The organism is Photobacterium rosenbergii (genome assembly GCF_033022775.1).
In the GTDB taxonomy this organism is placed as follows: domain Bacteria; phylum Pseudomonadota; class Gammaproteobacteria; order Enterobacterales; family Vibrionaceae; genus Photobacterium; species Photobacterium rosenbergii_A.
The window spans coordinates 744,921-760,753 of record NZ_JAWJZI010000001.1; the positions used below are offsets into that span (position 1 = coordinate 744,921).

The window sequence follows — 15,833 nt, forward strand, 5'->3', positions numbered from 1 at the left end:
CTTTTTACTTCCAAATCAATCCACAATAAATACCCCGTTATTGAACAGCTCATTGATGATTTCATTTGAGGTCGAGCCTGTTCCCAACCCTAATGCCGCGACATCAATGTTTTCCACAGCGATGTTCTGCTGGGTAGTATCGCTTACCGCAACCGATATATTCACTGTCTCATCAGCATCGATACCGGCCGTGATGTTATTGAGCAGGCGATCGAGATCCTCTTCGCCGTTATCCGGCAAGATCTCTGCAATATCGAGCTGATCCAGATTGATTTCGAAATCTTTCACTGTATCGGTAAACGGCGTACCGGAAGTGGATATATCCGCAGACTGCCAGATAAAGACATCAGAGGCACCGTCACCGTTGCCATTGAGCTCGCCGCCCCACAGTTCATCGTTCCCAGCACCGCCAATTAGCTCATCGCTGCCACCCGCCCCCACTAAGATGTCATCTGCTAATCCCCCCAACAAACGTTCATCGGCACCGCTACCGACAACTAGGTTCTCGCCATCGTTATCCCCCGCGCCGACTTCATTACCCGTATTAGCGAGATCATCAATACGAACGCCAATCAGCAATTCGGTCGATTCGGCCTCGCTGCCATCGATTTCCTGCGAGATACCAACTAGGGTCAAGCTATTTGCCCCTTCGGGAAGGTCTGCCACGAAGATATTGTCGAGCTCACTGCTTGCCACCCGCCAGCTACCATCACCATTTTCAGTACCGATTTCAGTACCAGTGCTATCAACCAACCTTCCGGCGCCAAGGTTGCGGACTTCAACAAAAAGGGCTTCATCGGCATCAGCGGGGATCACTACCAACCCCAGCAATGGCACTATGGTACCGAGCGCCGCTCGCGTATCTGCCAATTGGGGAACCGTGAGCTCCAGCGTCGGTGGCTCAGGTTTAGGGGTAACCGTGACATTAATCGTAGAAGTCGCCTGCTGCGGTCCACCCGCCCCCACATTGCCGTTATCGTTGGCAACCACAGTGATCACGTCGTCGCCTTTGAAATCAGGGTTACCGAGGTAGGTGATCCCAGCCGCTAAGGCAGCATTGATATCGGCAAGGCTGCCTTCCAAGGTGACAGCGGCACTGCCATTGTCAGTGATGGTGACACCGGCCGTTTCAACTGCCGTCAAGCTGCCATTAATTGCCGAGACAGTAACTATCATCACTCCACTACTACCCGCCTCGTCGAAGTCGATATCAGTTACACTCAAGCCATTGATCGCTAAAGGTGAATCTTCTTCCACGATCTGATCGCCAATAGTCGGAAGCTCTGGGGCATCGTTAATGGCTTCGATATCTAGGTTAATCGTCACGAACTGGGCAATATCATCCGTTGCTACATCGGTTTGGTCTACCGCGCGGATTTCCAGGTCTAGCTGGCCATTCCAATTGTCACTGTTGGCATCACCAGGGATAAACACCAAACGGTCTAAGTCCGAGCTATCGACCGTGACCAGCCACACTCCGCTACCCTGATCCGTTACCGTGCCCGTTACCCCATCCGGCAGGGCAATTTGGCTTGAATCGGGTACATTACTGATTTGGATCTGCAAGGTTTCAGGTGGGTTTTCCGACACATTTGTGCCTGTACCGGTGTAGCTATCACTGTCATCAAACGCTTCAATATTGAGGACAAGGTCGATATTGTCGTCTTCGGTGCCTTCTGCGGTTGGAGTGACATCAATATCCACCCTATCAGCTATCGGGTTCACGACGACAGTAAAGTTTGCCGTGTTTTCGACTGGCAGATCCAGGCTATCTTCCTTGGAGAAAACCACAATCCCTAGCTCGACCGAGCCGCTGAAATCTTTTGGCGGGATGAGGCCAAGGCTACTCAGATCAAAAGCGTCGCTACCGGGAGGGACAGCCACACTCCATTCCCCGCCACCATTATTGTCAGCGCCACTGATGATGAAGCCTTCAGGTACATTGACGATTTTAAGCGATAAGATCGACTCGGAGCCGTCTATATCGACGACATTACCGCTGATACCGGCAAAACTGATCGACCCGCTATCCTCATCGCCCTCTACCGGTGTATCGATGCCAACAAAATTCACTTCATCATTAACGGCAATGACTTCAAACGTAATGCTACCGTCAAAGCTTGCGGTATCCGTTTGGGTCGATGCCCCTGTGGTTTCGTCATAGTCTGCCGTATCGACAATCGTCACCGTGACATCAAGCGATACGTCACCACTAAAATCTTGCGGCGGGACATACTCAATAGCACTGAGCTCACTGCTGTCGGTAATGGTCAGGCTGGTGACCTGCTCACCCGCCGCATTAAGCAAGAAGCCACCGGAGCCACCCACGCTGATCACGGCTTGTTCGATGGTCTCAAGGCCTTCCAAGGTTGTCGTGCTGATATCAGCAACCGTGGCGGTGACATCCAAAATAATGGTGCCATCCTCATAGGCTATGTCGGGATAGATAACCTCCGGCTCGCCGTCTTCAACAGGCTGCCTATCGGCATCGAGCCCCTGAGTTTCCACCACAGACACACCAATATCCGGCACACGCTCGTTGTCCCCTGTGCGTCCAGGAACATCAACAATCGGGTCTATCCGGACAGGTATCGTGTCGGTCACTTCGTTGAAGTCACCACTTTCGGTATCGGTATTGACGTATTTCACATCCAGCAGAAAGTCACCGGCAAAGTCCTGGGGAAGGTTCAATGTGATGCCCGACAGATCAACACTGCCATCCGCCTGCACGGGCACTTTGATCACATACTCACCGGTCACAAAGTTGAAGTCCATACCTGAAATCGTCGCGCCATTAGGCAAGCTCGCCGCGCTGATAACCAAGGAAAACTCATCATCACCCTGGTTCTCGCCAACTGTACTGAGGCTAACAATCTGATTGAGGAAGGTGCCCAAATTCACCGCTGTATCTTCCTCACCAGTGACGATAATGCTGTCATCAACAACAATATCAGCCGCCAGTTGGTCGTTGAGCGCATTACCTTGGAAATCAATCGTCAGCGTACTGTTGACGATCTCAATGGCACTAGGATTGACATCGTCACTCTGATCTTGCACCTCGGCAGCAATCGCGACCACCACCTCACCCGTAAAGTCGGCGGGGGCGAGGATCTGGATATCCTCCAAACTGCCTTGCGGCACTGTCCAGCTTCCATCACCGTTGTTAATACCACCAATCACCACGAAGTCGGCTTCAGGATCGGGGAAGGTGATCACTATCGATAGGATGATCTCATCACTGCTCGGATCGAGATCTTCAAATACGATCTGGCCGTCAGAGGCAGGGCCACCACCAAGATCCAAGCTGCCATCAATAGACACAATCGTATCGACAAAGTCCGTAGTGCCTGTCGGGATCACACCTATCTCGGCATCCGGCTCAACGACAGCCTGAATGATGACATCCAAAGTACCATTGACCACTTGGACATCGGTTGCCGGCGAGTCGACATCAACTTCAGTCACCGTCACCTCAGTAGTAATCGCCGATGCGCCTGTCAGGTTTAAGTCGGAGTCTTCCGGTGCCAGTAGTTGCAACTGCGCCCCGTTCAGCAATTGGGTTAACTGCGCTTCGGTCAAAGTGACTGAACCTGTTGCATCAACCGTTAATGTGGTAATCGTGCCGCCATCATTAATCTGCAAGCTGTAATCCGCTTGGATATTGTTCACCACCAAGCCAGTGATTTGCTCTTTGCTATCGGTCAGTACAGGTTGCCAGTTGAGGTTAATCGGCTCATCTTCCAGCCCATTGCTTTGCCTAGCGTAGTCCTCGGCATCGACCACGGGTTCGATATGGATCACCAACTGGAACTCAAATTCCCCTTGGTCACCATCGTTTTCTGTCACCACAATATTGGCATCGAGCACAATATCTTCTGTGCTGTTTTCCGGCGGGCGAATACTAATAGCAACCGGTTGGTCAGGGTCGCCAATATCTTCCCCGGTTAGCTTCACTTCGTAGCGAGGGAGGCCATCGTCATCAAACCCCACAAAGACCAAGGTTTGTTCGTTGCCCTCGGCATCAAAAATCCGGGTACCTTCAGGAATATTGGACACCACAAAAGTCAGGGTTTCGGATTCATCCAGCGGCGCATTGGCTATTTCCCCCGAGACCAAACTGAAATCGAGAACAGCATCGGTATCTTCATCAATCGTGGTTTCGATGCCGGGAACTTCACTGCCGACAATATCGGTCCAGTTACTGCCACCGAGCTCAAATTCAGGCTCATCAACCACGCCGGTCAGTGTCACTTCGATAAACTGCTCGGGGGTGACCAATACGTCTTCGACAGTCTCGACCTTGCCGTCTTCAAGGGTAATATCGACCACATCCTTAACAACCCCTTCCACTTTGATTTGAAAATCGACATTACTTTCCGGCACCGGGATCAGCACGACTTGATCCAACTCCTCATAGAGAATTTCATACACGCCGCTGGCATCTGGCGTCAGTACAGTGCCATTTTGTGACAACTGCGCGCCATCAGGTAACTCTGAAATACGCACAAACAAGGTTTCAACCCCGAAATCATCATCGAGATCATCCAGTTCAGTCAGTTCAATAAGCGGAGCCAGGGCAATGGGCTCATCCTCAAGGGATTCAACCCGACTCACTTTCAGTTGGGCATCATCGGCCACAGGCAGAACATTGATCAGGATTTCTTCAGTAATTTCTGCGGTTTCCGAGCCCGGTACAAAATGCCCAAGCTCGGTGCTTTGTGCGGTGAGGTTCAAGCGGATATCGCCGCTGAAGTTATCGATAGGGTCTATCTCTATGGTGTCGACGGCCGTGACTGGCACTTCAAACACCCCCGGCTCTACTTCAGTGATACCCTCACCAATGATCTGGGCTTGGCCTTCGGTAATTGTGATGAAATACGTCAACTCTTCAGAGCCATCGGTATCTTGCAGCAGTGCCTGGAATGACTCGCTGAGGCTGATGTTATCGCCGTCCTCCTCGCCGTCGCCGTAATAAAATACCGCGGTATCAGCAAATGCCGGTTGATCGGCAATGCCCAGCACACTGATAGACAAGGTGCCATCTTGCAGCGGCTGGTTAACCCCATCGGTGGTCACCACTTCGGCAGTCACAGTGAAGTCCAGCAAATTGTTTGGCTCAAACAGAGTGGAATAATCAGGCTCAGGCACAAAAGTGACGCCTTGCAGCTCAAACACGCCATCGCCATCAGGATCGACAAATGCAGCAGGATCGATCAGAACTTGCCCTCCGGCTGGCACAATCTCGACGCCGTTAAGAAAGAATTGGCCGTGGGGATCGGCGGGAAGAATAATAAACACATCGCCGATCTGCTCACCGCGATCCGCATCGCCGATGTCAATCGACATATTGATCGGGATCCCTGTAGTGGGATCACCCAAAGATTCACCAGGATTACGCCCCTGATCTTCGACACCTTCTGAAGGCTGCACTACTAAGGTCGGCTCTTCATCGGTAATGGTGATCGTCAATGTGCTTTGGCTGATATCGTTATCACCATCAGTGACTTCAAAATCCACATTGGCAACAATTGGCTCCGCACCATGGTCGAGACCGGATAGCGAATTGAACAGCACTTGCCCTTCGGCAGTGATCAATAACTGGCCGAGCATTTGGCCGTCTTGGTTAATATCAAAACTGAAGAAGCCCTGTGCATCCGGCGTGCCTGTCAGCTCTTGCCGCACACCTTCAATAATGACCGCAGTGACTTCGGCATCATCAGCTCCTTCTTCTGGCACCGTGAGTACATCCAGGGTTTCTGTCGATTCCCCCTCTTCAATAGATTGGAAGGCCGCATCTTGAGTTTGCGGGATGTCATCTTCAATCGTTACCGCAAAGGTGACGGCAGCGCTAGCGTCGTCATCTTGGTCGATTGCAGTCGCCGAGAACGCAATCGTCAGCTCGGTATCGTTATCTGGCTGGGCATGATCCAGTGCACCCAACAAGGTAAAGCTATAGCTATCATCAGCGGCCGTGCCCGTTGCGCTAAACGCCAAAATGAAGATAACCACACCGTTAACTTGGCCTTCATAGGTATTGTTGGTGGCGTTGAACACCAAAGTAACTTGCTGCCCGCCTGCCGTTAGCGTACCGGTATTGGCAGTATTAAATGCATCGACATCAACTTGGTAATTCACAATTTCATCCGAGCCAGAATCAATCGTGATGGTGCCTGTCGCCACCTGCCCATCTCCATCTGGGTTTGAGCCCGGGTGGAAATCGCCTCCTTCATCAATATCACTTTCCAGTACAGTTACCGAGGTAATGGTGTCAATTTCCGGATCGGTTCCGTCAGTAATGGTGGTCGTGATAAGTGCAGGGGTTATAAGGAAATCACCATCGGTATCTTGCACCTGAATTGGCAAGTCGAACACTATGGTGTCGTCTTGCTGGCGAACCAAGCCGGTATTGTCTGTGCCATTGTGATCCAGCGGTTTCAGCTGGGTGACTGTCGTCGTGATATCAACCTGTTCACCATCGGCGTTTTGCACCGCGGTGATCACCGCAGTCAGTACCGTCTCTCCCCCGGCCGCCTCCCCACCAGCAATTAACGTAAGGGTTCCGGTGCCCGGCTCCCAAGTCGCAGTAACCGGGAGTCCTCCTGCCGTAATTTCCGTCTCTAGCTCTGCCAATAGCGTGGCTAGCTGAGCAGGATCAATATCAACCGTATCAGGATCTAACCTATCGACTCCAGCGGCGATCGTGATCGCCGCATCTCCAGAAACGGGGTAACCTTGTTCACCGCCAGGATCGCTGTCATCGGGCGTCAGATCGACCTCGGTGAAAGCAATTTGTGCCGTATTTCCACCGGCAGGATCCGTTCCGTCTTCTATCGTTACCGTGATAGAACCCAATGCTGTGTCGTTGTCTCGATCTGTTACCTCTACCGCTAAATCCAGTGTAGCGAGATCTGAAGCATCAATTTGATCCAAGGGCTGCAACTGAGTGACACTGTAACCCCCATTAATATCAATCGAGATTTCCAACACCACAATATTTGGGTCATCAGCCCTTACAACCATAATTTGATTGCCTGTTACGGTAAATACCAGCGCAAACCCGTTGCTCGTCAGTGTTTCTAACGAAGGTTGAGCGGCAGAGAAAAGGACAGAAATTACATCATCGCTGCCTTGAATAACTTCGATATTACCCGTTCCCGATGAGAGGCCGTCGTCACCTTCATTGAGAGCTAGACCTGAGTCATTGCCAAAGGCAGGATCATCACCATCTTCAATATTGATAGTGACAATACCAGTGTTGGTATCACCGTCATCATCGGTAACAAGCACATTTAGCGGAAGTGATAAGGTGTCATCAACAAGGTGGTCGAGGTTGTTGTTGAGGGTAAGGGTGTAGTCACCTGTCGGTGTCATAAGTACCGTAAACACAGCCTGCGGGGTGCCGTTAACATCAATGAAGGCATTGATGGTATTGCCACCGACCACTTCGAACTGCACCGGTAGGCCGTCGCTCAATAGCCCCTCAAAAGCAGGCTGATCATCAGTAAAGATAATCGATGCCACCGCATCACTGCCCACATCAACGCCAATTTGCCCCGGTGTCGGTGTGTTAATATCAGCGGTTTCATTGACCGTAATACTGCTGCCTTCGGCCAATTCCGGTTTTGGACCATCAGTAATGGAAACCACCGCGCTGACCAATGTCGTTAGGTTATCACCGTCAACATCTGTGGCTTGCAAGGGAAGGTTAACCGCTATCAGCTCTCCGCTGACCGATACAAACCCCTCGCTGTTGCCATTTGCATTGTGATCCAACGGAGCCAATTGGGTCACCGTCATAGTCAGATCGACATCCTGACCATTGGCGGACTGCACCGGGGTAAACACGATAGTGAGCACCGGTGTGCCGTCACTCAAGATGCCAGTTAAGGTATTCGTTGCAACATCGTAGCTGAACATCAGTGCCCCGCCACCGCCAGAGGTCAGCTCGCTATTTAGCTCTGCGATAATCGCTGCCAGTTGGTCTGGATCAACCTGGACAGATTCCGGCACCAAGCGATCAGAGCCAGAAACAATCACTTCAAGCTGCTGCTCGGTGAGCGGGTATTCGCTCGGGGCTTGATTGGGTGGAGAAAGGTCGGGCTCGATAAACTCAACCTCAATGGTGCCGCCACCCGCAGGGTCATCACCGTCATCAATAGTAATAGCAATTTGCCCCGGCGCCTGATCGCCATCGTTATCGGTGATCACCACCTCCAGCGGCACCACCAAGCTATCACTGTCGGTATGATCAAGTGTGCCGCTAAGCGTTGCCTCAAACTCTCCATCACTGTTAATAGTCACCAGCAAGATGGTATTACCCAGAGAATCCACCAAGGTAATTTCACTGCCTGCGGGCGTGCCGCCAACCACTACACTGACTGGATTGCCATCGCTGGTGAAACTCAGTGCGGCCTGTGTGTCAGCAAATAGCAAAGAGGCAATATCATCACTGCCTATATCAATACTGATCGCCCCTTTAACCACCTGGTTAGCGTCACTGGTTTCATCGAGGATCACTCCGGCACCATCTCCCAAAGCCGGAAACTCACCATCGGTGATCGTCACCGAAACGCTGGCGGGCTGGGAGAGATCGTCACCGTCAGTATCCGTTGCCATTAATGGCAAAGTAAGGACGATTTCTTCACCGCTACTGGTGATATAGGGAGAATCTAGAGTCGTATCAAGGTGATCAAGGGACTGAAGTTGGGTAGTAATGACCGATACTGTTAGATCATCGCCATTGGCTGCCTGTACGCTGCTAATCGCAACCGTTAGCACCAAGCTGCCATCAGGCAGGCGGGCTTCGAGCAGTCCGCTGGCCTCATCATAGGTCACCGCCAACGCTTCGCCTGCTGAGCTCAGCACCGCTTGCAGATCAGCAATCACATTATTGATCTGGCTCTGGTCTAGGGATATCGAACTCGGATCCAATCTGTCTGCACCCGCAACGATTTTCAACGTTGCCTCAACAGACCCAGGGTAATTGCTGGGTTCAAGATCTGGCTCAATCATTGCCACAGCAACACTTTCGCCACCAGCAGGATCGGAGCCATCATTGAGTGTCAGGACAATCTGGCTGTCGTCGGTATCGCCGTCGTCATCTGTTGCTCTTACATCGACAGTCAGGACCAACTGATTAGTATCAATCGGCTGGTCTAGCGAATCACTTTGTTCAAGAGTATAGGTACCATCGTTGGCAATGGTAACAGTAAGAATGGCTTCATTTTGGCTATTGAATATCTGCAGTTGGTTCTTATCAATTTGGTAGCTAACTGGCTCGCCATTGCTGGTAAAGCCTGCAATCAAATCCGCTAAATCGGTGCTATCAACAAACACCACGCTGGCAATTGCATCACTGCCCACATCCAGTTCGATGGCACCGGTGGCCGTACTGACTTGACTCGGAGGAGTGTTGTCAGGATCGGTGATCTCAGCAGCTGAATCGATACCAAAGACAGGAATATCACCATCAATGATGGTGGTCGTGAGTACCGCTGGCGTGTCGAGAAAATCACCATCAGTATCGTTGGCCTGGATAGGCACGGTCACGACGATTTGTTCCCCGTTGACAGAAACCAAGCCACTGCTGTTTCCGCTAGAAAGGTGATCGAGCGGCAGCAATTGAACCAAATCGGCGGAAATGGTGATCCCAAGCCCATCGGCGCTTTGAACAGATGTCAGTGTCAAGGTGACAGCCACCTCACCATTCGGTTTTGCGCCCGATAGCACATCCGTTGCATCGTCATAGGTGAAAGTAAGGGGATCACCGCCTGAACTCAGCTCTTGCTCTAATTCACGGATAAGATTCAGGAGCTCTTGTTCATCGATAGTGACAGTGTCGGGATCCAGACGGTCGACACCCGGTGTGAGTTCAATAGTATCTTGACCACTGCCCGGGTAATTATTGGGTTGCAGATCGGGCTCGGCAAAAATGATATCGCCGGTTTCTCCGCCAGGAGGGCTATTGCCATCAATACTGATCAACACAACAGTGCCGTCAGTGCTGTCGCCGTCAAAATCAGTCGCGGTTACAGCGAGTTGCAACACCAACTCAGCACGATTGAGCTCGTCAAATGGCTGCATCTGGTTAACGACATAAGAACCATCAGTATCGATAGCAATAGTAAGCACTAACTCTCCTCGGCTATCCACCAATTCAAGCTGATTGCCGTTGACCGATACCGATGTCTCAAAGCCATTACTAGTAATGCCTTCCAAGTCAGGCTGATCAGCATCAAACACCAAGGTGTTGATCTCGTCACTGCCCACATCCAAGGGGACTTCCCCTTCTATATCAACGCCCAGTGAATCAGCCTCGTCGATGACAGTACCTGCATCAGAGCCAAATTGTGGGTTTTCCCCGTCAACAATGACAGAGCTCACCTGCAAGGGTATATCTAACGGGTTTCCTGCTAAATCAGCCCCCTGCAATGGCAATAGTACTGTTAGAGCATCATCGATATTAGTAACCCTGCCGCCACCTCCGTCTGCAATATGATCTACTGGCCGCTCAAGCAATGTTGAGACAGTGACCGTGACATCCCTGCCACTCAATTCGGCCGATATTTGAAATGTCACGACCGTATTGCCATTGCTGGTACCAATAATCACATTACTACCAGCATCGAAACTGAAAACGACTGGCTGCCCGCTGGCAGTCACTTCACTATTGAGCTCTGCCAGCAAGTCAGCCAGTTGTGCGGGATCGAAGGTAAACGAATCAGGATCAAGCGGCAGCGAGCCAGCACTTACTATCACTTGGGTGGAAGACTCGGAAGGGTAGGTATTGGGCACAAAGTCAGCTTCTGTAAGCAGCATGGAGCCTGATTGGCCGCCGGAAGCCGCAAACAAAGGCGGAGTTTCATCTTCGGCAGTCTCCTCCCCTCGCTCGAAGCGGGTATCAAATCCCGCTTCAGCCAAGGTTGAATCGCCATTGTAGTTAATAACGACAAAGCCACCGTTTGCCGCCTCACCAGAACTCCCTACCCCACCACTGCTTCCAGCGCCGGAGCTACCCGCCGCAGGAGGTGCAAGAATATCAGTGGGATCCGCGCCGGCTAAGATTTGCTGCTGTATGTCCGCTAACTCTTGCTCGCTCAAACCAAGCTGGGCAAAAGAAGCCTCATCAATAAACTGCCCCAGCGGCTGGACTGTGTAGCCTGGCGGGAAAACCTCCAGACTACTGTCTGAGCCGCCTGCAGGCGCCACCAGCACACAAGTTGGGCAAGGCCAATCGACAAACACTGGCGCGCCATTTTGCATGACCACGTATTGTGCGCTGTTGCCTGCCAATAGCAGTTGACCGGAAGCAATACGGGCACCTTCTGAGCCTACTTCAGCATTTTCCTCACTGGGTTGTATCGGTTTCGAAGACGAGCCTATTGACGATGATTCAGCCATACAAACTACTCTTGACTGGTGAGGGAGAATTTTATTCCCTACAAGTCTAGTCTCGGATCCGAGTCAGCTTTCACAAACCCTAAACGGATCTCAGCTTTTAGAATTCCCAAACTCGCTACGCCATGGCTCCTCGACGTGCTCTATTATCTTGAGCAAGTGTCTGCTCTTACAAAAGCCATAAATAACAAACAAAGAGCAGGTAAATAATTGTTTCCGTTACCACTATATGGATATGGGTTGGCTAACGTGTCTTTCAGTACGAGGTTAAGTACGAAGGCATGACAAAGAAAAATAGTGATATCAAACCACAGCATCTCGATTATGTTCGGGATACTCACTATGCCTTACTACTTGAGGCATCGGGCAAGTCACGCCTGCTGCTTTGGTGTGTCGGGCTGTTTTTTATCGCTGCGATCATCTGGGCCGCTTTTGCCCCCATCGAGCAAGTCACCCGTGGCGAAGGGAAGGTGATCCCCTCCTCGCAGCGTCAGATCATTCAAAACCTTGAAGGCGGGATTATCAAGGCCATCTTGGTACGTGAAGGTGAACAGGTTACTGTCGGGCAGCCTCTCATCCAACTGGATGACACCCGCTTCAAGGCCGACTACGAAGAAAAGAACCAAGACTTGCTTGGAATCAAAGCCGACAGTATCCGCCTCACCGCTCTGCTTAGCAGTATCAAAACATCACCTCCTGACAAGTCACCCAGCAAGCTATGGCGCCAATCTGTCACTATCTCCCCGGCGAGCCTGACGTTTCCTGATCACTTCCACCAACAAAATGCCGATTTGGTAAAAAGGCAGCAGAACGAATACCGTGACCAACTCGCCAGCCTCGATAACCAGCTCACATTGATGGCCCAGCAAATCCAGCAGAAGCTGCGGGAGTTGGAGGAAGCAAGAGCCCGATTGCAAAACCAGAAACAGAGCTATTTCCTTGCCAGTGAAGAATACCGCATCACCAAACCACTGGCCGATGAAGGGGTCGTGCCAAAAGTTGAGCTACTGAAACTGCAACGGCAGGTGAATGAAACCCGCCGGGATATGACCTCGACCGAGCTGCAGATCCCGGCGATGAAAGCCGCCTTGAATGAGGCCATTTTCAAGCGGCTCGATATTGCCCTCAACTTCCGCTCTGATACCCAATCAGAGCTGAACCAAACTTCCGACAAGCTCGATGCCTTGAGCCAATCACACCTTGGCTTACAGGATAAGGTAGTTCGCACCCTTGTCACCTCCCCCGTCAATGGCACGGTGCAAAAAATCCATATCAATACCCTCGGCGGTGTTATCCAGCCCGGGATGGATCTTATCGAGGTGATCCCCACAGAAGACAGCTTGTTGGTCGAGGCGCAGATCTCACCTAAGGACATTGGCTTCCTGAGGCCCGGGTTAACCGCAATGGTCAAATTCACCGCCTATGATTTCACCCAATACGGGGGGCTTAAGGGAACGCTGGAGCACATCAGCGCCGATACCTTGCTCAATGAAGAAGGTCACAGCTATTACCAGATCAGGATCCGGACTGATGAAACCGCTTTTACAGACTCAGCGGGCAATCAGCTGCCAATTATTCCGGGCATGAACGCGGTAGCCGATATCATCACCGGCGAAAAAACTGTCTTGCAGTACTTGCTCAACCCAGTGTTAAAAGCCCAGCATACGGCACTCAGGGAGTGATTTATAAGTTTCTTAACAATGATTTAGGGGCTAATGCTCAATGAAAAAGATGCGAATAACAACACGATTTGTGTCGATCAAGCTCGGATTGATTGCATCATTGTTAAACATTCCGTTAACGGTGGGGCAATCGCTGGAACAAGCGGTGGCTGAAACTCTCGCGACCAACCCTGAAATAAAAAGGGCGTACAATGAGTTCATGAGCCGTAACCAGTCCACCCGCTCCTCGGTTGGTGATTACCTGCCCTCTGTCGATCTCGAGGCCAGTGCCGGATATGAAGACTACGACAACACCACTAACAGCACAGGGGATTATGAACCTCTCGGCGCTACAATCAGCATACGCCAGCTGATCTGGGATGGTTCCATCACCTACCATGATATCCAGCGCAACAAGGCCGAAGCCGAAGCACAGCGCTACCAGCTATTAGCGGATGCACAAGACAAAGCCCTGCGGGTGACAGAAATATACCTTGATACCCTTGAAGCCCAGGAAGTATTAGCCCTGTCGCAAACCAATTATGCCGTGCACCAGAGGATATTTACCGACATCAAGAAACGCACAGATTCCGGTATCGGCTCAACCGCTGATTTAGCCCAAATAGAGGGACGGCTCGCCCGCTCGCGCTCCAACCTGATTGCCGCCGAAAACAACCTTCAGGATAAAATTACTGAATTTTACCGTGAAGTTGGCAACAATCCCGTCAACCTCGAGAAGCCTGAAGTTGACCAGAACTACATCCCCACCTCGCTTGATAACGCGTTGAGCCAAGCAACAGACAATAACCCGGTACTGTTTGTCGCCAAGAACGATATCGATGCCGCCAACTACCAATACAAACAAGCCAAAGGCAACTTCTACCCAACGTTTTCCATCGAAGCCTCCCAAGAGTGGGGCGAAGACTTAGAGGGTACCCCCGGACATACCGATGAATTCAAGGCGATGCTGAAAATGGAGTACAACCTGTACAACGGTGGTTCCGACCTTGCCGAAAGCCGCCGCGCTGCATATCAGTACAGTCAATCTAAAGATGTAAGAGACCGTGCATTACGTTTGCTGGAAGAAAGCACCCGCTTGGCATGGAGCGGCATGGAGCTGGCGCTCAGCCAAACCCAATACCTGCAAAAGCATGTCGATGCCTCCGCCCGCACCGTTATCGCCTACGAAAAGCAATTTAAAATCGGCAAGCGCACATTGCTCGATGTACTCAACACGGAAAACGAACTGTTTGAGGCAAGGAAAGCTTATCTCGACGCCCACTATGCCGGCATTCTTGCCAAGTACCGTGTTCTTAATGCCACCGGGCAGCTGCTGGAGGAAATGCGGATTGATGTCCAGAACCAATGGTCGCAATCGGTTCGCTAGGGGGAGCCATGAAAAGACTTAGTATTTATCAATGGTTGCTGGGTCCACTTCCCTCTGTGTTCGCGGTTGTTGTGTTTGTAGTAACCGTGTTCGTGGTAACCGTGCTAGCAGGATGCTCGACCGAAGCCGAAGCGCCGCCCGTTGCCGAGCAATCACGGGATCTGATGGATGACGATGGCGACGGGGTGATCAACGCACGGGACAAGTGCCCAGGAACGCCACATTCCGCCATCGTTGACAACGATGGCTGCCCGACATTTGTCGAACGCTCCGAGTCCAATGACCTCCACATCTTATTTGCCAATGACTCAACAGTCATTCCTGATAATTTCCTACCGCAAATCAAGCGAATGGCGGATTTCCTCGCCTCCTACCCAGAAGCCCGGATCGAGTTGAAAGGCTATGCCAGCCCTGTGGGCGCATCCGAATATAACCTTGGGTTGTCAAAGCGCCGGGCAACCGTTGTTCGCCAGCAACTGATTGATTACGGAGTTAGCCCCAACCGGATAAAAACGCTCGGCTTTGGTGACAGCGAGCCGGTGGCTGCCAGCACTCGGGAGCAATCCAACACCCTCAGCCGGCGTGTTACCGCCCGGGTACGGGGAGAGCGGGGGAATGTGCTGGAAGAGTGGACTATTTTCTCGCTGCGCGCCGACTAAACGCCAATGAAGAGGACGGAGGTTAGAATGCTATTGATCTCGCTGCTACTCAGCGGTAGCTGGTTACAGCCGGCCCATGTTGCAGCCAAGAAGCCTTCTGAGGAAGCAGTCCAGCTGAGCGCCGAGGAAATACAAATTGCCAAGCGTATCGAACAGGCCTACAGCAAAAAGGCCGCCATGCGGGTAACAGCCTGGCGGAAACTACTCAAGGAAACAAAGCTGCAGGATGAGCTTGACCAGCTCAAACAAGTCAATGATTTCTTTAACCAGCTCAAGTTTCTCGATGATATCGACATTTGGGGCAAAAACGATTACTGGGCCACCCCGCTGGAATTCTTGGGAGCCGGGGCGGGAGACTGCGAGGAATTCAGCATCGCCAAATACCTTTCACTCAGGGAGCTGGGCGTAGAGGATGAAAAACTGCGGCTCATCTATGTCAAAGCTCTCACCCTAAATCAGTTCCATATGGTATTGGCCTACTACCCAACGCCTAGCTCGGTGCCTTTGCTGCTGGACAACCTGACTCCAGAGATCCTGCAGGCAAGCCAACGTCCTGATTTACAACCTATCTACAGCTTCAACGGTAGCAAGCTATGGCTCATGAAACAGCGCGGACAAGGCCAGCTCGTCGGTGATGCCAGCCGGATCAAACATTGGCAATCCCTGCAACAAAGAGTCTTGCATCAACAGTTTGCCAAGCCCATCCTGTGGCTGGACAGGGAATAGGAG

General features: G+C 51.6%; 5 protein-coding genes. 4 read left to right on the forward strand and 1 reads right to left on the reverse strand.

The window, feature by feature from the left end; translation table 11 throughout:
* Positions 1-15: 15 nt before the first annotated feature.
* The gene (locus tag R2X38_RS03440) at positions 16-11,400 is read right to left on the reverse strand and encodes a retention module-containing protein (protein ID WP_317520694.1); all 11,385 of its coding nucleotides are present in this window, start codon (positions 11,398-11,400) and stop codon (positions 16-18) included.
* A gap of 278 nt (positions 11,401-11,678) precedes the next feature.
* Here R2X38_RS03440 and R2X38_RS03445 point away from each other — a divergent pair, with 278 nt between their 5' ends.
* From R2X38_RS03445 to R2X38_RS03460, 4 genes are read left to right on the forward strand one after another with little or no spacing between them, the layout of a single operon-like run.
* Positions 11,679-13,079, forward strand: coding sequence for an HlyD family type I secretion periplasmic adaptor subunit (locus tag R2X38_RS03445; protein WP_317520695.1), 1,401 nt, complete (start codon positions 11,679-11,681; stop codon positions 13,077-13,079).
* A gap of 49 nt (positions 13,080-13,128) precedes the next feature.
* The gene (locus R2X38_RS03450; protein ID WP_411184599.1) at positions 13,129-14,445 is read left to right on the forward strand and encodes a TolC family outer membrane protein; all 1,317 of its coding nucleotides are present in this window, start codon (positions 13,129-13,131) and stop codon (positions 14,443-14,445) included.
* Positions 14,446-14,453: 8 nt separating this feature from the next.
* Positions 14,454-15,104 carry an OmpA family protein gene (locus tag R2X38_RS03455; RefSeq protein WP_317520697.1) on the forward strand — a complete coding sequence of 217 codons (651 nt, stop codon included), beginning with the start codon at positions 14,454-14,456 and terminating at the stop codon, positions 15,102-15,104.
* Between the two features lie 27 nt (positions 15,105-15,131).
* On the forward strand, positions 15,132-15,830 hold the full coding sequence (locus R2X38_RS03460; protein WP_317520698.1) for a transglutaminase-like cysteine peptidase: 699 nt from the start codon (positions 15,132-15,134) through the stop codon (positions 15,828-15,830).
* The last annotated feature ends 3 nt before the right edge of the window (positions 15,831-15,833 follow it).